The organism is Microvirga roseola, assembly GCF_020866965.1.
GTDB lineage: Bacteria > Pseudomonadota > Alphaproteobacteria > Rhizobiales > Beijerinckiaceae > Microvirga > Microvirga roseola.
Genome location: NZ_JAJATX010000002.1, coordinates 69429 through 90037, shown reverse-complemented (window position 1 = coordinate 90037; position 20609 = coordinate 69429). Strand labels below are relative to the sequence as shown.

The following is a 20609-nucleotide window of genomic DNA, read 5'->3' as shown; positions in this document are numbered from 1 at the left end:
CCTTATCCGCTGTTGCGCAGCCCCGCGGCGATGCCGTTGATGGAAAGATGGATGCCCTCGACGACCTGCTCGTCCGCGTCGCCCGACCGGTGGCGCTTCAGAAGCTCGATCTGCAGATGGTTCAGCGGGTCGAGATAGGGGAAGCGGTTGCGGATCGAGCGGGCCAGCAGCGGGTTGCGGTCGAGCAGGGTCTGCTGCTCGGTAATCGTGAGCAGCCGCTCGATGGAATCCTGCCATTCCCGACGCAGGCGTGGGAAGATCCGGTTGCGCAGTTCCTCGTCCTCCACGAGCTTGGCGTAGCGGGAGGCGATGGCGATGTTGCTCTTGGCGAGCACCATGTCCATGTTCGAGAGAAGCGCCTGGAAGAAGGGCCATTCGCGGTACATCTCCTGCAGGAGCGCGAGGCCGTTCTCGGGATGCTTGTCGAGCCAGGCATTCACCGCCGATCCGAAGCCGTACCAGCCGGGGAGCATGAGGCGGCACTGCGCCCAGCCGAAGACCCAGGGAATGGCGCGCAGGTCCTCGATCCGGCGCGAATTGGTGCGCGAGGCGGGCCTGCTGCCGATGTTCAGGTTCGCGATCTCGCCGATGACGGTCGATTCCCAGAAATAGCGCTCGAAGCCTTCCGTCTCGTAGACGAGGGCGCGATAGGCCCGGCAGGCGCTCTCTGAGAGTTCCTCCATGGCCTTGAGGTATTCCTCGCGCGGGGCGGACTGGCCGGTGTGCAGGAGCGAGGCCTCCATTGTGGCGGCCGCCAGGATCTCGAGGTTGCGGCGTCCGAGGTCCGGGTTCGAGTACTTGCCGGCGATGACCTCGCCCTGTTCCGTGATGCGGATCGCGCCCTGCACGGCCCCGCCCGGCTGCGCGAGAATGGCCTGGTAGCTCGGCCCGCCGCCGCGGCCCACGGAGCCGCCGCGGCCGTGGAAGAGACGGAGCGCCACCCCGTGGCGCTTGAAGACCTCGACGAGCTCGATCTCGGCCTTGTAGAGCTCCCATCCGGAGGTGAGGAAGCCGCCGTCCTTATTGCTGTCGGAATAGCCGAGCATCACCTCCTGCGCCTGCCCGCAGCTGCGGAGAAGGCGCATGTAGTCGGGCAACGCGAACAGCTCGTGCATCACGCGGCTGCAATTGCGCAGATCCGCGATGGTCTCGAAGAGCGGGATGATGTTGACCTGCATCTCGCCTTCGCGCGGACGCAGCAACCCGGCCTCCTTCAGGAGAAGCGCAACCTCGAGAATGTCGGACGGATCGCTCGCCTTGGAGATGACGTAGTTCGGCACCGCCGCGCGGCCGTAGCGCCGATGCGCCTCCGCGGCCTCGTGGACGATGGCGATTTCCGACATGGTCTCGTCGGAATAGGCGAGGTAGGGCGAGGTCAGGAGCCGCGGAGTCGCCAGCTCCTCCAGGAGAAGGGCGACACGCTTCTCCTCGGGCAGGCTCTCATAGCCCGTGCCCGGAATCGCCCTCTCGAACAACTCCGCAACGACGCGCTGATGCACGTCGGAATTCTGGCGCAGGTCGAGGCTCGCCAGATGGAAGCCGAACACATCCACCGCTCGGCGCAAGCGGCGCAGCCGTCCGCGCGAAAGCGAGGCGGAGCCGTTGGACATGAGCGAGCGATGGAGGATCGAAAGGTCGCCTGCGAACTCCTCCACATTCTCATAGGCCGGCGCTTCGCCGACTGCATGACGGGCCACGTCCCCGTGGCCGAAGGCGGCCGCGGTGGAGGCAAGCCTCGCATACAGGCCGGAGATCGCCCGGCGATAGGGCTCGTCCTTACGGTGCGGCGAGAGATCGGGCGAAGCCTTGGCCAGTTCCTGGACCTGCTCCGACACATTGACATAGCGCCCGTCGAGCGACAGCTCGCTGCCGAGGCAGTGAAGCTCCTCGAGGTAGAAGCTGAGGGCGTGCTTGCTCTGGAGCAGCAGGGCCTGGCGTAGCACATCCGCGGTCACGAAGGGATTGCCGTCGCGGTCGCCGCCGATCCAGCTTCCCATGCGCAGGAAGGACGGAAGCTCCAGGATGCCCCAGGCGGGATCCATGGCAGCGAGCTGGTCCTCCAGGGAGGCGTAGAAGCGCGGCAGCTCCTTGAAGAATGTGTAGTCGTAATAGGAGAGGCCGTTCATGACCTCGTCGATCACCTTCAGCCGGTTGCGCCGCAGGATGCTCGTCTGCCAGAGGGTCAGCACGGCCCGGCGCAGGGATTCCTCGCAGGTCGCCTCCTCTTCCGGCGTCAGGTGCTGCCGGTCGCGATAGGCGAGGATCTGGGAGATCTCCATCTCCCGGTCGATGGTGCTCTTGCGGCGCACCTCCGTCGGATGCGCCGTCAGGACCGGACAGACCAGGGTCGCGGCGAAGAAGGACTGAAGATCCGCCTGGGAGATCCCGGCCTCGCGGGCTGACTTGAGCGCCCGGGCCATGGTGCCCTCGCGGGGCTCGGGAGCGGTCACCGCGTGAGCGCCGGCCACCGCATGAGCCCGCGACCGGCGGACATGGTGCTGATCCTCGGCAATGTTGGCGAGATGGGAGAAATAGCTGTAGGCGCGGATGATCTGGTTCGTCCGCCCCCGGGAGAGGCTGTTCAGGATCGTCTCGAGCTCGAGCCGGGCGACCTCGTCCTCGTCCCGGTGGAAGCGGATCGAGGTCTGGCGGATGCGCTCCACGATTTCGAAGGCCGCCTCGCCCTCCTGCTCGCGGATGGTATCGCCGAGAAGCCGGCCGAGAAGCCGGATATCGTCGCGAAGAGGGAGGTCCTTTTCGGGGGTTGTGACGTCCGGGTTGATCAGGGACACGGCCAAGCTCCCGCTTCAGAGTCGATGCTGCGCCTGCGAATAAAACCCGTCGTCCCCCTTCACCGCAAGCGCAATATTGGAGCCGCGCGACCTGGTTTCAGATGGCCCAGCGTCCAGGGTCCTCCGTCTGGCCGATGAGGGCCAGCCCGCAGGCGATGGATTCGAACTGGTCGGCCGAGGTCAGGCGGCCTTCTCCGAAGCGGTCCACGAAGAGGCGGCGGATGGCGGGAACGAAGGAGGTCCCGCCGGTCAGGAACACCCTTTCGATCTCCGCGGCCTTCACGCCGGCCCGGCTCAGGGCCTCGTCGACGGTCCCGGCGATGCGCGCCACATCCTCGGCGATCCAGCTCTCGAAGTCGCTGCGCGCGATCCGCGCCCGGATGTCGACGCCCTCCCCTTCGAAGCGGAGCTCGGTCTCCTCGCTGCCCGAGAGCGCCACCTTGGCGGACGAGACCGCGCGATAGAGGGCAAAGCCCAGATCGTATTCGATGATATCGATGAACTGCTCCAGCGGTTCGGGATCGAGCGCCACCTTCGCCAGTTCCCGCAGCTCCTTCAGGTCGCCGCTGCCCTTCATCATGGCGAGCTGGTTCCAGCGGGCGAAATTGGCGTAGTAGTGATTGGGGATCGCCAGCGTCTTGCCCATGGAGCGGTAGAGGCCGCCCTTGCCGAGGCGGGGCGAGACGACGCGGTCGACGATCCGGTAGTCGAAGGCGTCTCCCGCGATGCCGATGCCCGCATGGCCCAGGGGCTCGGCGCGCAGGGTTCCGCCCGCGCGGGAGAAGCGCATGACGGAGAAGTCGCTGGTGCCGCCGCCGAAATCCGCCACCAGCACGGTTGCGTCATGGTCAAGCTGGCGGGCATAGAAGAAGGCGGCGCCCACCGGCTCGTAGACGTAGCGGGCATGCTCCGCGCCGAGCTTTCCGAAGGCGGCGCGGTAGCGCTCCATGGCCAGAGCATCATCCGGATTGAAGCCGGCGAACTGGACGGGCCTGCCGATCACCACGCTCCGTGCGCCCCAGTCGAGACGCGAGCCGCCGTGGCGCACGAGCGTGCGAAGGAAGGCGCTCAGCAAATCCTCGAACCGGTAGCGCTCCCGGAAGATGCGGGTCTCCTGGAAGGTCGCGCTGGCGGCGAAGGTCTTGAAGGACTGGATGAAGCGGTGCGCGGTCAGCCCCTCCAGGAACTGCTCGATGGCCCAGGGCCCGCCTTCCACCTGTGTGCGCAGGCCGTTGCCGTGGCGCTCGTCCCAGAAGCAGAGGGCCGTGACATAGACCTTGAGCTCTGCCCCCCCGTGCTCGAAGGTCAGGGCCTCCACATGGCCCTGCGAATCGGCGAGCGCCACCACCGTGTTGCTCGTGCCGAAATCGACGCCGATGGAAATGTTCTCGGAAGGAGGCATGGCGGGCTCAGGCGTATGGCTGGGGGCCGGACGGTCTATACGCCAAGCTGGCGATCGCCAAGCGGCTTCTTCTCCCCCACCCCTTCCCGTGCGGCAGTCTGCCCGATGGCGGGGAGCCCCTGTTGACCGGGGCGGGCGGCGCGCCGTAGAAGCCGCGCCTCGGCTTCTTGGGAGACAGGCATGCTATCCATCGGTCAGCGCATCGCGAACGAACTGAATGTGCAGGAATGGCAGGTCAAGGCGGCCGTCGACCTGCTCGACGGCGGCGCGACCGTGCCCTTCATCGCCCGCTACCGCAAGGAAGTGACCGGGACCCTCGACGATGCGCAGCTGCGCACCCTGGAGGAGCGCCTGCGCTACCTTCGCGAGATGGAGGACCGCCGCAAGACGATCCTCGACAGCATCCGCGAGCAGGGCAAGCTCACCGACGAGCTGGCGCTGCAGATCAACACCGCCGACACCAAGGCGCGGCTCGAAGACCTCTACCTCCCCTACAAGCCCAAGCGCCGCACCAAGGCGCAGATCGCCAAGGAGGCGGGCCTGGAGCCGCTCGCCGACCTGCTGCTCTCGGAGCCGCACCGCAACCCGAAGGAAGAGGCCGCTACCTTCGTCGATGCGGCGAAGGAAGTCGCGACGCCGGAGGCTGCGCTCGAAGGCGCACGCGCCATTCTCGTGGAGCGCTTCGCGGAGAACGCGGAACTGCTGGGCGCGCTGCGCGAGACCTATTGGCAGCGCGGGCGCATCGTCTCCAAGGTGCGCACCGGCAAGAAGACGGAAGGCGCGAAGTTCGCCGATTACTTCGACTGGACCGAGCCGCTGACCAAGCTTCCCTCCCACCGCATCCTAGCCCTCTTCCGCGGCGAGAAGGAGGAGATCCTCGATCTTCGCATGGAGGAGGACAAGGACAGCGCGGAGCCCGGTTATGTGAGCCCCTATGAGGGCCGTACGGCTCTCAGCTTCGGCATCTCCGACCAGGGCCGTCCGGGCGACAAGTGGCTCATGGAGACCGTGCGATGGGCTTGGCGCACGAAGCTGCGTTTCTCTATCGAGCTCGACATGAAGATGAAGCTCTGGCAGCTTGCCGAGGACGAGGCGGTGAGGGTGTTCGCCGGGAACCTGCGCGACCTTCTGCTCGCCGCGCCCGCCGGAACGCGCCCGACGCTCGGGCTCGATCCCGGCTACCGCACCGGCGTGAAGGTCGCAGTGGTGGACGCCACCGGCAAGGTGGTCGCCACCGACACGATCTACCCGCACGAGCCGAAGCGCCAGTGGGACGAATCCCTTGCGACGCTCGCCAGGCTCTGCCGCGTCCACAAGGTGGAGCTCGTCGCCATCGGCAACGGCACCGCATCCCGCGAGACCGACAAGCTCGCGGCCGAACTGGTGGCGAAGCATCCGGACCTGACGCTCACCAAGATCATGGTGTCGGAAGCGGGCGCGTCCGTCTATTCCGCATCCGCTTATGCAAGCCAGGAACTGCCGGATCTCGACGTGTCGCTCCGCGGCGCGGTGTCCATCGCGCGCCGCCTGCAGGACCCGCTCGCGGAACTCGTGAAGATCGACCCGAAATCCATCGGCGTCGGGCAGTACCAGCACGATCTCGCCGAGCACAAACTCTCCCGCTCTCTCGACGCGGTGGTGGAAGACTGCGTGAACGCGGTGGGCGTCGATCTCAACACCGCCTCGGCTCCCCTGCTGTCGCGCGTCTCCGGCCTCGGCGAATGGGTGGCGCAGAACATCGTCGCGCACCGGGATTCCAACGGCCCCTTCCGGACCCGCAAGGATCTCACCAAGGTTTCGGGCCTCGGTCCCAAGACCTTCGAGCAGGCCGCCGGCTTCCTGCGCATTCCCAACGGCGACGATCCGCTCGATTCCTCCGGCGTCCACCCGGAAGCCTATCCGGTCGTGCGCCGCATCCTGGAGGCGACGAAGAGCGACATCAAGGTGCTCATCGGCAATGGCGGCGCGCTCAAGAAGCTCAATCCTCAAAACTTCACGGATGAAAAGTTCGGCGTGCCGACCGTGAAGGACATCCTGAGCGAATTGGAAAAGCCCGGCCGCGACCCGCGACCCGAGTTCAAGACTGCGACCTTCAAGGAGGGCGTCGAGACCATCGGCGATCTCAAAGCCGGCATGATGCTCGAAGGCGTGGTGACGAACGTCGCCGCCTTCGGCGCCTTCGTCGATATCGGCGTCCACCAGGACGGCCTCGTGCATATCTCCGCGCTTTCGGACACCTTCGTGAAGGATCCGCGCACGGTGGTGAAGCCGGGCGATGTCGTGAAGGTGAAGGTGCTCGATGTCGACAAGGCCCGCAAGCGCATCTCGCTCACCATGCGCATGAGCGACCCGGTGGAGAAGAAGCCGGCCGGGCGCGGCAACGGTAACCGCAATTCGTCCCAGACCTCCCGCCCGCAGGGCGAGAAGCGGACCGGCGGACAGGGATCGGCCTCCTCCGGCGGCGCGCTCGCCGATGCGCTGCGCCGCGCCGCGACGGCCAATGCGGGCAAGGACAAGAACACGCGCCGATAGGCGGGCCCGGTCTCCGCGCGTAGCAACCACGCGCAATTCCTCTCAACACCGGTCATGGCATGTCAAAGAGCAGCGCCTTCAGGCCCGGAGCCGATCGGCTCCGAGCCTGAGAGGTTGAGGGGGCGCGAGAGGCGTCCGGCTCAGAAATGGGTGAGATGGAAAGAGCCGGGTGGTCCCTCGCGCACGGCTTTTTTAGGCGGCCCATCACCCGTTGCCGGATGCGACTGGCCTCCCGTCGGGAGCGCGTGCGTGTCGCCCTCCCGCAGGACCGTGCCTGCTCCCACATCTTGCGACGCCCCGCGAGCGCGCCCCTCGTGGAGCAGATCTGATCCGCTTATAGCAAAGCTTGTCCCCACAGTCAAGAACAAAATGAGAACATGCTCCGGCTCGTCATGCCCCAGCCGTCATGGCCGGGCTCGTCCCGCCCATCCCCGTCTTCTCTCGCGAAGGGGCAAGGCGTGGATCCCCGGCACAAGGCCGGGGATGACGGCGCGGATGCCGGTTCCGGGGGGAGCGTCATTCCGGCCGAAGCGCAGCGGAAGACGAGGGAATCCGCTCTCACGCGCTGCCATGGATCCCCTTCCCGGCTCTTCGAGCCGCCGGGGATGACACGCGCGCGTTTCCCCTCCCCCACATGGCAGCGCCTCATCCGGCCCGATCGGGAATCCTCACTGGAACCGCGACAGGGCGAAGGCTGAGACGTCTGTCCGGCTTCGTCCGTCGAGAACCGTCTGCGCCAGCGCTTCGCCGATGGCGGCCGAGTGCTTGAAGCCGTGGCCCGAACAGGGCGATGCCACGAGGATGCGCTCGTTCTCGGGATGCCGGTCGATGAGGAAGTTCGAGTCGGGCGTGATCGTGTAAAGGCACGTCACTGACCTGACCGCTTCATTGCGCAGTCCCGCGAGGCGGCCCGAGGTGTGGGTCTCGACCATGTGGCGCACCTCCGACGCATCGATGTTCCGCTCCACGTGGTCGGGATCCGTCGAGGCGTCGTATTGCTCGCCCGCGGTCTTGGTGGCGCTGCTGCCGGGCAAGGCCGGGAAGCCGTAGAAGAAGTCGTTCGGGTTCGGTCCGTGCGACCAGATGAAGACCGGGCCTTCGGCCCAGGCCGAGGCATGCGCCTCTTCCACCGGAAACCAGTGCATGACCTGGCGCGTCGGCGTGAGGAGCCGGTCGAAGGGAGCGCCCAGCAGGCCCGGCGCCCAGGCGCCAGCGCTCACGATGACCTCGCTCGCGAGTAGGTCGCCCCTGTCGGTGGAGATCCGGATGCCGCTTCCATCCCGCTGGAGCGCCCGCACGACGGTCCCGAGCAGTGTCGATGCTCCCAGGACATGGGCGCGGGCGAGCTGGGCCGCGACGCAGCGCTCGGGGTCGAGGTAGCCCCCGCCGGGCTCGAAGTAGCCGATCTCGAAATCCTGCGGCGTGAATTGCGGGTAGCGGCGGCGGATCTCGGCGGGATCGAGGATTTCGTGAGAAATGTCGTATTGCTGCGCCGCGTTGCGGGTGCGCGTCAGGAAACCCTTGCGCACGACGCCCTGGACCGGCTCCTGCGCCGGCCCGATGATGAGGCAGCCATTCTGGGTCAGCAGCCTCTCACCGATCTCCGCCTCCAACTCCCGCCAGATCTCGTTGGAGCGGAGGGCCAAGGGCACATAAACCTCGCCCTCCCCGATCGCCTGGCGCGTGATGCGGGTCTCGCCATGGGTCGAGCCTTGATCGTGGGGCGGCGAGAACCGGTCGATGCCGATCGCCCTCACGCCGCGCTTGGCCAGCTGATAGAGCGCAGCCGCTCCCATGGCGCCGAGGCCGATGACGGCGACGTCGAAGGAGGAGGTCTGGCTAGGCATGGGGGTTCTCCGTGAAGCTCCGGCTCTTTCAAGCAGGATCCTGACCCAACGGCAACGCCTGTCTGAGCCGCTTGTGAGCCGTCTCAATCTGTTCTAGAATCGGGGCGTCTCACGGGGAGCCTTGAATCCGAGGCTGAGAGGCGGCCGGGCCGCCGACCCGTCGAACCTGATCCGGGTCATACCGGCGGAGGGAATGAGCATGCGACATCGCAGAAAAAGCTGCGCCCCGTGCGAGTTGTGCCGCCAGCCCGGCTTGTCTCACGCATGGGAGTGCCGTTGATGCTAAGCCGACTTTTCCTAGCCTCTCTCTCGCTTGCCTGCGCCATGGGCTTTGCCCAAGCGCAGGAGAAGCCCACGTTGAACGTCTATACCTACAGCTCGTTTGCCGGAAAATACGGCCCGGGCAAGACCATCAAGGAGCGCTTCGAGGCGACCTGCGAATGCACCCTGAACTGGGTCACCGCCGAGGACGCCGGCAGCCTGCTCGGGCGTCTGCGCCTGGAAGGCGAGAACACGAAGGCGGACGTGGTCGTCGGCCTCGACATGAACCTCGCCGCCGAGGCCAAGGCCACCGGCCTCTTCGCGCCCCATGGGCTCGAGCTGAAGGATCTTTCGCTCCCGATCGAATGGAACAGCGACGTGTTCGTGCCCTTCGACTGGGGCTACTACGCCTTCGTCTATGACGCCGAGAAGCTCTCCAATCCGCCGAAGAGCCTGAAGGAGCTGGTGGAAAATCCGAACGGCCCCAAGGTCGTCCTGCAGGATCCCCGCACCAGCGCGCCGGGTCTCGGCCTGCTGCTCTGGATGCAGAAGGTCTATGGCGACAAGGCTGGCGAGGCCTGGGAAAAGCTCAAGCCGCGCGTCGTCACCTTCACCAAGGGCTGGTCGGAAGCCTATGGCCTGTTCCTGAAGGGCGAGGCCGACATGGTGATGTCCTACACCACGTCTCCGGCCTATCACGTGATTGCCGAGAACAAGAACAACTACAAGGCGGCCGAGTTCGAGGAGGGCCACTATCTCCATGTGGAGCTCTCCGGCATGACCCGCACCACGAAGCAGCCGGAACTGGCACGGAAGTTCCTGGCCTTCACGGTCAGCGAACAGTTCCAGTCGGCCATTCCGGAAGGCAACTGGATGATGCCGGTAAAAACTCCTGCCGGCGGCCTGCCGGACGCCTTCCAGAATCTCGTCAAACCCGACGAGGCCCTGCTCTTCACGCCCGAAGAAGTGCAGCAGAACCGCCGCGCCTTCACCGATACCTGGCTCAACGCTACGGCGCGCTGAGCCCCGGCCCATGACCTACAGCCCGCCCCATCCCGGGAGCCTGGTGGCCTTCGCCATCGTTGCCCTGGTTGCGGGCGGGTTCATTGCTCTTGCAACGGTCGATGGAGGGAAGCCCGCGCTCCTCTCCATCAGCCCCTACCTCGTCCAGGTCCTGACCTTCTCGGTCATTCAGGCCGCGCTCTCGACCCTCCTGTCCCTGGCGCTCGGCATCGGCCTTGCTCTGGCCCTGGCGCGACGCTCGTTTACCGGACGCGAAATCGTTCTGGCCGTTCTCGGAACGACGATGGTGATCCCGACCATCGTCGCGGTCTATGCCGTCTTCGCCATCTATGGGCGCAGCGGCTTGCTTGCCGAGGCGCTTCGATTTTTCGGCTGGGACGGCAGCTTCAGCATCTTCGGCTATCCCGGCATTCTCATTGCCCATGTCTTCCTGAACGGGCCTTTCGTTGCGCGGATCACGCTCGATGCCCTGCGCCAGGTTCCCGCCGAGCACTGGCGCCTTGCGACCGCCTTCGGCTTCTCGCCCGCCCAGATCTTCCGGCACCTGGACTGGCCCGTCCTGCGCGCGGAGCTGCCGGGCCTAGCGGGCCTCGTCTTTCTTCTCTGCTTCAAGAGCTTCGCCATCGTGCTGGCGCTCGGAGGCGGTCCAAGCCGGGCGACGCTCGAAGTCGCCATTTTCGAGGCGCTCAAGATCGATCTCGATTTCGGCCGCGCGGCTTGGCTCGCCCTGATCCAGCTTGCGATCTGCCTCTCCCTCACCGCCATCCTGAACTGGGCGTTCGCGAGGGCGCCGGCCGGCCATACGCTCCGCGCTCCGGTCAGCCGTCCCGACATCGAAAACCGGCGCTTGAGGATCATCGATGCCGTCATCCTCGCCATCGGCGCGCTCTTCATTGCACCGTTGGCCCTGAGCGTTCTGGACGGCCTTCGGCACGTCCCCGCGGTTCTGGATGCGGATTTCATCGAGGCGTTTGCGACGAGCCTTGCGATTGCCGTCACGGCTGCCTCGCTCGCCTGTCTTCTCGCCCTTGCTCTTGCATCCGCGGCGCGGCGGCGACGGGTCGCCCTCAAATCGCCGCGCATCGCAGCCCTTTACGATTTCCTGCCCAGTACGCTGCTGGCGGTGCCGCCCTTCGCTCTCACGGCAGGGCTCTTCCTGCTGATCCGCCGCTTCGCCGACCCATCCCAGGCGGGTCTCATTCTCCTGCCGCTCATCAACGGGCTCGCCGCCCTTCCCTTCGCCTATCGCTACATCGCGCCCCGCCTGCTGACCGCAGAGGAGCGCTACGGACGCGTCGCCGCCTCTCTCGGCATCACGGGATTGTCGAAACTCAGGCTCATGGACTGGCCCGTGCTCAAGCGTCCCTTGGGCGCGGGATTTGCTCTCGCCATGGCGCTGTCGTTCGGCGATTTCGGCATCATCGCACTCTTCGGCGGCGCGGAGCTTCGCACCCTGCCCTATCTCCTCTATGAGCGTCTCGGCGCCTATCGCATGGATGAGGCCGCAGCCATCGGCCTTCTCATCGTGCTCGCAGCTTTTCTTCTCGCTCACGTTTCCGGTCGATTGTCCCATGCTGGCGATTGAGAAGTGCCGTCTCACCTGGCCCGATTTCGAGGCTGACTACACGCTCAATGTGGAAGCGGGAGCCCTGTGCGCTGTCGTAGGCCCATCGGGCGGCGGCAAGACCACCCTGCTCCACATGATCGCCGGCTTCGAGAAGCCCGAAAGCGGCACGCTGACTCTCAACGGACAAAGCCTTCTGCCGCTCGAACCGTCCAAGCGCCCGGTCGCCATCGTCTTTCAGGACCACAATCTTTTCCCCCATCTCACGGTCGCGGAGAACGTGGCGCTGGGCCTGCGCCCCTCCTTGCGCATGACGCCCGAGGAGCGGCGTGCCGTCGGCGAGATGCTGGAGGCCGTGGGGCTTTCGGGATTCGAGAAGCGCCGGCCCGGCGAGATGTCGGGAGGTCAGCGCCAGCGGGTGGCGCTGGCGCGGGCGCTCGTCTCCGGCCGTCCTCTCATTCTGCTCGACGAGCCCTTCAGCAGCCTCGATCCCGGCCTGCGCCGCGACATGGTCCGCCTCGTCGGCGAGCTGCGCCGCAGGCGGCCCGTCACCATCGTGATGACGATCCACACGCCGGAGGATGTCGCGGATCTCGCGGATCAGATGGCCTTCGTCGCCGAGGGCCGGGTGATCGCCTCCGGTCCGCCCGCCGCGATCCTGAACGGGCCTCTCGCTTCGAGAATCGCATCGGCCGTCTCGGATTCCTGAGCAGACATCCAAGTGACCTGCGACTGGTACTTCTCAGGCAGGAGCTACCAGAAAATCGATGGCATGCCCTTCCGCATCATTGGCTCGCCTGCGGGCTGCCATGCCTCCGAGCCCATGCGCAGCCGGAGGGCGGGTGAGTTCCGCGCCCCTTCACGAACTGGATATTAAGTGGCATGGTGCTGGTCCTGAACCAGCGGTATGTACCGTCCTGTCCAAAAACCAGTTCCGATATGAGCGACCTCCTCTTTCTTGGCCTCGATGGCGGCGGCACGAAATGCCGGGCGCGGCTGCGCGACGGCCGGGGGATTCTGCTGGGAGAAGGCACGGGCGGTCCATCGAATATCCGTCTCGACCCGGACCTCGCCTGGACCTCGATGCGCGAGGCCTGCCGTGAGGCGCTGGCGCAGGCAGGGCTCGCGGAATCCGATCTCGCGCGGGTCCATGCGGGCATGGGCGCGGCCGGCGCAGGACAGACGAGCGCCGTGGAGCGCTTCCTCTCGCGTCCGCATCCCTTCGCCTCGTTCTCCATCGACACGGATGCGCACACCGCCTGGCTCGGCGCCTTCGGCGGCGGCGACGGGGCCATCCTGATCGTCGGTACCGGCTCCTGCGGCTATGGCGGCGCTGCCGGGCAGTGCCATTATGTCGGCGGCTGGGGCTACGAGATATCGGACGAGGGCAGCGGGGCCGCCATCGGGCGCGAGGCCCTGCGCCGCGCCATCTGGGCTCATGACGGACGTGCGCCCTCGACGCCTCTCTCCCAAGCCATCCTGGCCGAGTTCGGCAACGAGCCCGAAGCCACGGTCGATTGGGTCGGCAAGGCCCGTTCGAGCGATTATGCGCGCTTCGCGCCCCTCGTCCTGCAGCATGCGGAGCGGCGCGATCCGTTAGGCATCGATCTTGTATCCTGGGCCGCCCATGGACTGGCGGGCATCGCCGCACGCCTGCTCGATCTCGGCGCGCCGGCCCTGTGCCTGTTCGGCGGATTGGGGGAGCCCCTGCGGCCCTGGCTTCCGCCGCCCATCCAAAAAGCCATCGTTCCGCCCGCAGCGGATGCACTGGATGGCGCCATCATCCTGGGACGGGCAGCATCAGAGAGGAGGCCGTGATGACCGACGCCGTAATGACCGAGCAGGCCTCCGAACCGCTCTCGCTGCTGCCGCTGGACGACGGCAATCCGACCCCGCTGTATCTTCAGCTCCAGCAGGCCATCGAGGAGGCTGTCCGCAAGGGCTCGATCAAGCCGGATGCGGCCCTTCCCGGCGAGCGGGACCTCGCCAAGCAGCTCGGCATTTCGCGCGTCACCGTGCGCAAGGCCATCACGGGTCTCGTCAAGAAAGGCGTGCTCGTCCAGCGCTGGGGATCGGGCACCTTCATCGCGCCGCAGATGCGCCTCGAGCAGCCGCTCTCGCGCCTGTCGAGCTTTACCGACGACATGTCGGCCCGCGGGCTCGAATCCTCCGCCGTGCTGCTGAGCCGTTCCGTCGGGCCCGCCACGTCGAATGAGCTGATGGCGCTCGGCCTCTCCCCCGGCGAGCAGGTGAGCCGCGTCAACCGCCTGCGCCTCGCCAACGGCATCCCCATGGCGATCGAGCATGCGGTCGTCCCCAGCCGCTACCTGCCCGATCCTTCCCTCGTGAAGCAGTCCCTCTACGCGGTGCTGCACGAGATGGGCTTCATGCCGAGCCGCGCGCTGCAGAGGTTGCACGCGGTTCTGCTTAGCGAGGAACAGGCCTCCCTGCTCCACGTTCCGCCCCAGAGCCCCGCCCTCTATATCGAGCGCCGTTCGTTCACGGCGTCGGGAGAGGCGGTGGAGTTCACCTCGTCCTATTACCGGGGCGATGCCTATGATTTCGTGGCCGAGCTGACCATCAGCCAGCCCGAGCGGATGCACAGCAACGATGCCTGACACAGACATTTCCATGACAGCCATGCTCAATGAGGCCCGCGAGGCTCCGCAGGTCGTCGCGCGTCTTCTGACAAACAATGCCGGTCTCTGCCGCGACCTGGGCGAGCGTCTTCGCGCCTCTCCTCCGCCTTTCGCGGTTACCTGCGCGCGCGGCAGCTCGGACAATGCGGCGACCTTCGTCAAATATCTCCTCGAGATCCATTCCGGCCTCGTGACCGCCTCCGTCGGCCCGTCGGTGACGTCCGTCTACGAGGCGCGCCCGCGCATGCGCGATGCGCTCTTCCTCGCCGTCTCGCAATCGGGCCGCAGCCCGGACATCCTCAACCTCGCCCGCGCAGGCCGGGACGACGGCGCGCTGACCGTGGCGCTGGTCAACGACACCTCCTCCCCGCTCGCCTCCACCTGCGAGGTCGTGCTGCCGCTCCATGCAGGCCCGGAGAAGAGCGTCGCCGCCACGAAGTCCTTCATAGCGGCGCTGGCGGCGGGATTGCAGCTCGTCGCCCACTGGTCGCAGGACCGGGATCTGGTCGCTGCTCTCGATACCCTTCCCGATCTTCTCGACAAGGCCGCCGCGACCGACTGGTCGGCGGCGCTGCCTGTGCTGTCGCAGGCCGACAACCTCTTCGTGGTCGGGCGTGGCGTCGGTTTCGCCATGGCGCAGGAGGTGGCGCTGAAGCTCAAGGAGACCTCCGGCATCCATGCGGAGGCCATGAGCGCCGCCGAACTCATGCACGGCCCCTGGACGCTCGCCGGCGAGCACTTCCCGGTCCTGGTCCTTAGCCAGCGCGACGAGACCCTGAGCGGCGTCAACGATCTCGTCACGAAACTCAACGAGCAGGGCGTTCCCGTCGTCGTCGCCGGCGCGGCGGAAGGGCCTGCGAGCGTCATGCTGCCTTCCGTCGAGGATGCGCATCCCTATCTCGCGCCGCTCGCCCTCATTCAGAGCTTCTATCTCCTCGTGAACGCCATCGCCCAGGCGCGCGGCCGCAACCCGGACAATCCTCCGCGCCTGCGGAAGGTGACGGAGACCGTCTGATGCGCATCGCCCTCACCGGAGCCCGGATCTTCGACGGCTCCCACATGCTCGACGGGCGCGCGGTCGTCATCGAGAGCGGCCGGATCGCTGCCGTCCCCCTGGAGAAGGACCTCGGCTCCGATATCGAACGCCGACGCATCGAGGGCCTGCTGGCGCCCGGCTTCATCGACGTTCAGGTCAATGGCGGCGGCGGGCTCCTGTTCAACGACGTCCGCTCCGTCGAATGCATCAGGACCATCGCCACGGCGCATCGCGCCTACGGCACGGTGGGATTGCTGCCGACCTTCATCACCGATACGCGCGAGACCATGGCGGAGGCCGTGGAGGCCATGCGCGAGGCGCTGGCCGCCCGCGTTCCCGGCGTGCTCGGCATCCATCTGGAAGGCCCTTTCATCAGCCCGGAGCGCAAGGGCGTACACAATCCCGCCTTCATCCGCCCGATGGAGGAAGAGGACGTCGCCATCCTGACCTCCCTGCAGGAAGGCCGCACCCTGGTGACGCTGGCCCCCGAGCGCAACCGCATGGACGCGGTTGCCCGCCTTGCCGCCGCAGGCGTCCTGATCTGCGCCGGGCACACCGCGAGCGACTACGGCACGATCATGGAAGCGACGCGGCATGGGCTGCGCGGCTTCACTCATCTCTTCAACGCCATGCCGCCGCTGGCCGGGCGCGATCCCGGCCCCGTGGGCGCGGCGCTAGACAGCCGGGATACTTGGTGCGGGCTGATCGTCGACGGGCATCACGTGAGCGATGCGTCCTTGCGTGTCGCCATCGCCGCGAAGGGCACCGAGCGGATGATGCTCGTGTCCGACGCCATGTCGGTCACCGGCACGGACCTCACGCAGTTCGCGCTGCACGGGCGCACGATCTACCGGAACGGCGATAGGCTGACGACCGGGGACGGCACCCTCGCGGGAGCGGACATCGACATGGCGAGCGCCGTGCGCAACAGCGTGCAGCGGCTGGGCCTCGGACTGCCGGACGTGCTGCGCATGGCCTCCCAGAACCCGGCCGCCTTCCTCAGGCTCGATCACGAGCTCGGACGGATCGCGCCGGGCTACCGCGCGAGCCTCGTTCTTCTGGACGATGGTCTGCAGGTGCGGGAAACCTGGATCGACGGAGCGTCCTCGACTTAATCTCCGCTCGTCCTCTCATAGAGAACGAAGCTGCGGCTGCGCCCGGCGAACTCGCGCTCGTATTCTTTCGCAACACGCCAGCCGTGGCGCTCGTAGAACCGGCGCGCGCCATGATTGTCGCGGAAGCATTCGAGGCTCTTTGCCCCCAGCCTCTCCGCCTCCTGCAGCAGCAATGCACCGCCGCCTTGCCCGCTCGCAGCGGGATCCATGAACAGCATGTCGATGTGACCGTCGGTCATGAGCAGAAAGCCGACAGGCTTGTCCTGCGAGACGGCGACCAGCATGCGCGCCCAAACCTCTGCGTAGCGCTGTGCGAAGGAGGCTGAATCGCGTCCGGCGAGCACGTCCTCTTCCAGGATCCCGGCGAAGGCCGCCCGGTAGGATCGCGCGGCGATGGCCGCCAGCGCCTGGACATCCTCCCGCGCGGCCGCCCGCACGATCACGACTGGCCTCTGAGCCGCGGATCGAGGGTATCGCGCAGGGCGTCGCCGAGCAGGTTGAAGCCGAAGGACAGGAAGAGGATCGCAAAGCCCGCGAAGATCGCGCTCCAGGGGGAGAGCATGAGGAAGTTGCGCCCCTCCGACAGCATCAGGCCGAGCGACGGCGTGGGCGGCTGCGTGCCGAGGCCGAGGAAGGAGAGCGACGCCTCCACCAGGACGGCGGCGGAGAGCAGCAGGCTCGTCTGAACGAGAATCACGGAGGCGAGGTTCGGCAGGATGTGCAGGAAGATGATGCGCGCATCCGATGCGCCGATGGCTTTGGCGCCCGCCACATACTCGCTCTCGCAGAGCACGAGGGCGGGGCCACGCACGAGCCGTGCGAAGATCGGCGTATAGACTACGGCGATGGCCGCCGCCGCACTGTAGGTATGCGGCCCCAGCACCGCGATGATGCCGATCGCCAGCAGCATCACCGGGAAGGCGAAAAGCACGTCCATGACGCGCATGATGATGCGGTCGAGCCAGCCGCGGTAATAGGCGGCGACGAGGCCGAGGGCGCCTCCGGCCAGAAGAGCGAGGCCGACCGCCGTCACGCAGGCGATGAGCGAGGTGCGGTAGCCGTAGAGAATGCGGGTCAGCACGTCCCGGCCCAACTGGTCGGTGCCGAGCCAGTTGAGGTCCGTGGGACCGCGCAGGCGTCGCGCCACACTCTGGGACATCGGATCGTAAGGCGCGATCAGGGGCGCGGCGAAAGCGAGAAAGAGCTGGATCGCCACGAGGACGACGGCGAAGGCAAGAAGCTTGTTCCGGGCCAGACGCGACATGGTCAGGCCCTCACGCGCGGGTCGACGACCACGTAGAGCATATCGACGAGGAAGTTCACGAGGACGAAGCCCGCCGTCACCACCAGGATGGTGGCCTGGATCAGCGGATAGTTGCGCTCCGCGATGGCCCCGAGGATCAGGCGACCGAGGCCCGGAATGGCAAAGACCTGCTCGACCACGATGGCGCCGCCGAGAAGATAGCCCGTCATGATGCCGACGCTGGTGAGAAACGGAATGAGCGCGTTGCGCAGGGCGTGCTTGTAGACGACCCGGCGCTCCGGCACACCCTTGGCGCGGGCGGTGCGGATGTAGTCCTGCCCCAGCGCATCGAGCATGGCCGAGCGCACGAGGCGCGAGAGATTGGCGAGGATCGGCAGGGCCAGCGCAATCGAGGGAAGCAGCATCCGCTGGAGATTGCCCAGCGGGTCCTCTGAGAACGGCACATAGCCGAGAGAGGCGAAGCCCGGCGCAAGCATGGAGAGGAGCAGGATCATCACGATCCCGAGCCAGAAGGAGGGGATCGTCAGCCCGGCGATGGCGGTCACGCGCATGACGACATCCGCCGCGCCGCCCCGGGTCTGCGCCATCAAGCAGCCGACGGGAACCGCCAGCACCGCGCCGATGAGAAGCGAGAGGAAGGTGAGCTCCAGCGTCGGCCAGAGATGGATGAGGATTTCCTCCGCAACGGGACGCCCGGTCCAGAGCGAGGTGCCGAAATCGCCCTGCAACGCCGAGCCCGCCCAGATCAGGTACTGCTCGACGATGGGCCGGTCGAGACCGACCCGCCGGTTGAGCTCCGCCATGCGCTCGGGCGTGATCTCCGTATTCGCCCCCAGCATGATCGCGACCGCATCGCCGGGAATGAGCCGGATCATCAGGAACACGATGATCGACACGCCGAAGAGGACGATGGCGAGATCGATGAGGCGCGCGAGCAGAACCCGACTCATGAGACTGAACTTCGCTCCAAAAAGAAATCCGGCGCCGCCTCACAGCGGCGCCGGTGCGTCGTTTCCTGATTAGTAGGTGGCGTCGCGCAGGGTGCTGAGCGAACGGTTCGGCATGACCTCGTAGCCCTGCAGCTTGTCGCGCATGGCGGAGAACAGCGTGCCGTAGGTCAGGTGCGCCACCGGACCCGAGCAGGCGAGCTTTCTCTGCACCTTGTCGTAATCGGCCTTGCGGGCGGACTGATCCTGCAGGGTGCGGGCGCGGTCGAGGAGCTGGTCGACCTCCGCGTCCGAATACTTGAACACGTTGGTCGAGCCGCCCGTGCGGAAGGTGCGGTAGAAATACTCGTCCGGATCCGGCTGGCCCGCATTGATGGAGGCGAACATGTCGAAGTTGCTGTTGCGCCAATCCTGGATGAACTGGCCCTGCTCCTGGTTGACCAGCTCCACCTTGAAGCCGGCATTGTTGAGCTGCTCCTGCACCACCTGGGCGATGTCCTTGATGTCCTGGCGCGGCAGGACCTTCAGCGTCACCGCGACCGGCGTGGAGACGCCCGCCTCCTTGAGGAGCGCCTGCGCCTTGGCCGGGTCGTGCGTGTAGCAGGGGAACTCCTTCACATCGAGGGCCCAGGACTTCAGGGCCGGCGAGAGCGGACCGCCCGGAACGCCTGCGCCGAAGAGAGCCGCGTCAACGATCTCCTGGCGGTTGAGCGCATAGTTGAGCGCCTCGCGCACCTTCGGGTTGTCGAAGGGCGGCTTCGACACGTTCATGCCGATGAGCGTGTAGGCGAGATCCATGGTCTCGTCGATCTTCACGTTCGGCTTGCCCTTGACCTGAAGCGCCGTGGCGGCATCGATGTTCGGCAGAAGCGCATACTGGCCGTTGACGAGGCCCACCTGGCGGGTCGCCGTTTCAGGCACGATGTTGAACTTGAGGCCGCCGAGCTTCGGCAGGCCCTGCTCCCAATAGTTCTCGTTCTTCGTGAGCAGGATGTAGCCGTTCGGCTGCCATTCCTGGAACTTGAACGGACCCGTGCCGACCGGAGTCTTCTGAAGCGCGTCCTTGTTCGCCTCCATCTCGCTCGGAACGATGGCGATGGTGGCCAGGGACGACAGGAGCGCCGCGGAGGGCTCCTTCAGCTTCAGCTCCACCGTCTGCGGATCGACCGCGCTGGCGCTCTCGACGGCCGAGAGGCGGCTTGCGAGCGGGGATGCGATCTCCTTGCTCTGCACGCGCTTGATGGAGGACACCACGTCCTCCGCCGTCATGTCGGAGCCGTCGTGAAATTTGACGCCGGGGCGGAGCTTGAAGGTGTAGGTCTTGCCGTCGGACGAGACGTTCCAGGACTGGGCAAGGCCGGGGTTGATCTTCAGATCCGCATCGACGGAGGTGAGGCCCTCATAGATGTTGCCATTCACCACCATGAAGCTCGGGAAGGCGGTGATGAGGTGCGGATCGAGGCCCGTCGGGCCGTTATCGGTCGCGATCTCGAGGACCTGTGCGGAAGCGGAGGCCATCGCCGCCACCATGAGACCTGCGCTTAAGCTGGTGCGCAAAGCTGACCTGAAGAACATGTTTTTTCTCTCCCTTGGAAGCCGCAGCCGATTTTATAGGGCATAGCCGCGGACCTGTCATGGTCCAATATCATACCACTCTGGACCGCAGCTTGGCCTGTGGTATGGTTCGCAGGCGCACAGGATTTTCGGAGGAACCGATGTTGCAGCGTCCACCCGTCAAAGCGATCGGCGTCATCAGCGGGACGTCGATGGACGGCATCGACGTCTCCATGGTGGAGACCGACGGAGACACCCTCGTGAGACCGGGTCCCGGACAGACCTATTCCTATCCGGAGGATCTGCGCCGCCGTCTGCAGGATCTCATCGCCCAGCCGCAGCGCGCGCAGGTCGAGCCTCTGGAGGACCTGGACCGGGAGGTGACGGAGGCGCATATCGGCGCGATCCGCCGCTTCATGGCGGAGGCGAATATCCCGGCAGGCGATGTGGGCCTGATCGGCTTCCACGGGCAGACGGTCTATCACCGCCCGGAGATCCGCTTCACACGCCAGCTCGGCAACGGCCCGCGCGTGGCGCAGGCAATCGGCATCGACACCATCTCCCATTTCCGCCATGCGGATGTGGCTTCGGGCGGCGAGGGCGCGCCCTTCGTCCCACTCTACCACCGGGCGC

Annotated in this window: 16 protein-coding genes and 1 riboswitch; of the genes, 9 read left to right on the top strand and 7 right to left on the bottom strand. The window is 66.5% G+C overall.

Going from position 1 to position 20609, the window contains the following annotated elements:
• Nucleotides 1–2 precede the first annotated feature (2 nt).
• Nucleotides 3–2792, bottom strand: a complete 2790-nt coding sequence (ppc, locus tag LG661_RS01795; RefSeq protein WP_230530153.1) for a phosphoenolpyruvate carboxylase — start codon at nucleotides 2790–2792, stop codon at nucleotides 3–5.
• A 97-nt stretch (nucleotides 2793–2889) separates the two neighbouring features.
• On the bottom strand, nucleotides 2890–4194 hold the full coding sequence (locus LG661_RS01790; RefSeq protein ID WP_230530152.1) for an Hsp70 family protein: 1305 nt from the start codon (nucleotides 4192–4194) through the stop codon (nucleotides 2890–2892).
• A gap of 180 nt (nucleotides 4195–4374) precedes the next feature.
• On the opposite strand from LG661_RS01790, the gene LG661_RS01785 reads away from it, so the two are divergent.
• Complete coding sequence (locus LG661_RS01785; protein ID WP_230530151.1) at nucleotides 4375–6726, top strand: Tex family protein; 2352 nt, start codon at nucleotides 4375–4377, stop codon at nucleotides 6724–6726.
• 668 nt (nucleotides 6727–7394) lie between these two features.
• Here the strand turns inward: LG661_RS01785 and solA are convergent.
• The gene (solA, locus tag LG661_RS01780) at nucleotides 7395–8573 is read right to left on the bottom strand and encodes an N-methyl-L-tryptophan oxidase (protein ID WP_230530150.1); all 1179 of its coding nucleotides are present in this window, start codon (nucleotides 8571–8573) and stop codon (nucleotides 7395–7397) included.
• Nucleotides 8574–8675: 102 nt separating this feature from the next.
• Nucleotides 8676–8784, top strand: a riboswitch (TPP riboswitch).
• Between the two features lie 68 nt (nucleotides 8785–8852).
• Here solA and thiB point away from each other — a divergent pair.
• From thiB to nagA, 7 genes are all read left to right on the top strand, one after another.
• A complete protein-coding gene (thiB, locus tag LG661_RS01775) occupies nucleotides 8853–9857 on the top strand; it encodes a thiamine ABC transporter substrate binding subunit (RefSeq protein WP_230530149.1) in 1005 nt (334 codons plus the stop codon).
• A 10-nt stretch (nucleotides 9858–9867) separates the two neighbouring features.
• Nucleotides 9868–11442 (top strand): ABC transporter permease subunit, encoded by a 1575-nt coding sequence (locus LG661_RS01770; protein ID WP_230530148.1) that lies wholly within the window; start codon nucleotides 9868–9870, stop codon nucleotides 11440–11442.
• Complete coding sequence (locus tag LG661_RS01765) at nucleotides 11429–12130, top strand: thiamine ABC transporter ATP-binding protein (RefSeq protein ID WP_230530147.1); 702 nt, start codon at nucleotides 11429–11431, stop codon at nucleotides 12128–12130. Before LG661_RS01770 ends, LG661_RS01765 begins: the two co-directional genes overlap by 14 nt.
• Before the next feature lie 230 nt (nucleotides 12131–12360).
• Nucleotides 12361–13239 carry a BadF/BadG/BcrA/BcrD ATPase family protein gene (locus tag LG661_RS01760; protein ID WP_230530146.1) on the top strand — a complete coding sequence of 293 codons (879 nt, stop codon included), beginning with the start codon at nucleotides 12361–12363 and terminating at the stop codon, nucleotides 13237–13239.
• A gap of 14 nt (nucleotides 13240–13253) precedes the next feature.
• Complete coding sequence (locus tag LG661_RS01755; protein ID WP_230530326.1) at nucleotides 13254–14039, top strand: GntR family transcriptional regulator; 786 nt, start codon at nucleotides 13254–13256, stop codon at nucleotides 14037–14039.
• Complete coding sequence (locus LG661_RS01750; RefSeq protein WP_230530145.1) at nucleotides 14032–15075, top strand: SIS domain-containing protein; 1044 nt, start codon at nucleotides 14032–14034, stop codon at nucleotides 15073–15075. The genes LG661_RS01755 and LG661_RS01750 overlap by 8 nt, the downstream gene beginning before the upstream one ends.
• Complete coding sequence (gene nagA / locus LG661_RS01745) at nucleotides 15075–16211, top strand: N-acetylglucosamine-6-phosphate deacetylase (protein WP_230530144.1); 1137 nt, start codon at nucleotides 15075–15077, stop codon at nucleotides 16209–16211. The genes LG661_RS01750 and nagA overlap by 1 nt, the downstream gene beginning before the upstream one ends.
• Here nagA and LG661_RS01740 read toward each other — a convergent pair.
• The 4 genes from LG661_RS01740 to LG661_RS01725 form a co-directional block, all read right to left on the bottom strand.
• The gene (locus tag LG661_RS01740) at nucleotides 16208–16654 is read right to left on the bottom strand and encodes a GNAT family N-acetyltransferase (RefSeq protein ID WP_230530143.1); all 447 of its coding nucleotides are present in this window, start codon (nucleotides 16652–16654) and stop codon (nucleotides 16208–16210) included. The genes nagA and LG661_RS01740 overlap by 4 nt on opposite strands.
• Nucleotides 16651–17475, bottom strand: a complete 825-nt coding sequence (locus LG661_RS01735) for an ABC transporter permease (RefSeq protein ID WP_230530142.1) — start codon at nucleotides 17473–17475, stop codon at nucleotides 16651–16653. The genes LG661_RS01740 and LG661_RS01735 overlap by 4 nt, the downstream gene beginning before the upstream one ends.
• Nucleotides 17476–17477: 2 nt before the next feature.
• Nucleotides 17478–18425, bottom strand: coding sequence for an ABC transporter permease (locus tag LG661_RS01730; protein ID WP_230530141.1), 948 nt, complete (start codon nucleotides 18423–18425; stop codon nucleotides 17478–17480).
• A gap of 69 nt (nucleotides 18426–18494) precedes the next feature.
• Nucleotides 18495–19997 (bottom strand): ABC transporter substrate-binding protein, encoded by a 1503-nt coding sequence (locus LG661_RS01725; RefSeq protein WP_230530140.1) that lies wholly within the window; start codon nucleotides 19995–19997, stop codon nucleotides 18495–18497.
• Nucleotides 19998–20137: 140 nt separating this feature from the next.
• Between LG661_RS01725 and LG661_RS01720 the strand changes: the two genes are divergently transcribed.
• Nucleotides 20138–20609: anhydro-N-acetylmuramic acid kinase (locus LG661_RS01720; protein WP_230530139.1), on the top strand; the 472-nt coding region annotated here is incomplete at its 3' end.

Excerpts from the sequence above, each read along its gene's own strand:
- LG661_RS01790 (WP_230530152.1), bottom strand. The coding sequence starts at position 4,194 with ATGCCTCCTTCCGAGAACATTTCCATCGGCGTCGATTTCGGCACGAGC.
- LG661_RS01785 (WP_230530151.1), top strand. The coding sequence starts at position 4,375 with ATGCTATCCATCGGTCAGCGCATCGCGAACGAACTGAATGTGCAGGAA.
- solA (WP_230530150.1), bottom strand. The coding sequence starts at position 8,573 with ATGCCTAGCCAGACCTCCTCCTTCGACGTCGCCGTCATCGGCCTCGGC.
- thiB (WP_230530149.1), top strand. The coding sequence starts at position 8,853 with ATGCTAAGCCGACTTTTCCTAGCCTCTCTCTCGCTTGCCTGCGCCATG.
- LG661_RS01770 (WP_230530148.1), top strand. The coding sequence starts at position 9,868 with ATGACCTACAGCCCGCCCCATCCCGGGAGCCTGGTGGCCTTCGCCATC.
- LG661_RS01765 (WP_230530147.1), top strand. The coding sequence starts at position 11,429 with ATGCTGGCGATTGAGAAGTGCCGTCTCACCTGGCCCGATTTCGAGGCT.
- LG661_RS01760 (WP_230530146.1), top strand. The coding sequence starts at position 12,361 with ATGAGCGACCTCCTCTTTCTTGGCCTCGATGGCGGCGGCACGAAATGC.
- LG661_RS01755 (WP_230530326.1), top strand. The coding sequence starts at position 13,254 with ATGACCGAGCAGGCCTCCGAACCGCTCTCGCTGCTGCCGCTGGACGAC.
- LG661_RS01750 (WP_230530145.1), top strand. The coding sequence starts at position 14,032 with ATGCCTGACACAGACATTTCCATGACAGCCATGCTCAATGAGGCCCGC.
- nagA (WP_230530144.1), top strand. The coding sequence starts at position 15,075 with ATGCGCATCGCCCTCACCGGAGCCCGGATCTTCGACGGCTCCCACATG.
- LG661_RS01735 (WP_230530142.1), bottom strand. The coding sequence starts at position 17,475 with ATGTCGCGTCTGGCCCGGAACAAGCTTCTTGCCTTCGCCGTCGTCCTC.
- LG661_RS01730 (WP_230530141.1), bottom strand. The coding sequence starts at position 18,425 with ATGAGTCGGGTTCTGCTCGCGCGCCTCATCGATCTCGCCATCGTCCTC.
- LG661_RS01725 (WP_230530140.1), bottom strand. The coding sequence starts at position 19,997 with ATGTTCTTCAGGTCAGCTTTGCGCACCAGCTTAAGCGCAGGTCTCATG.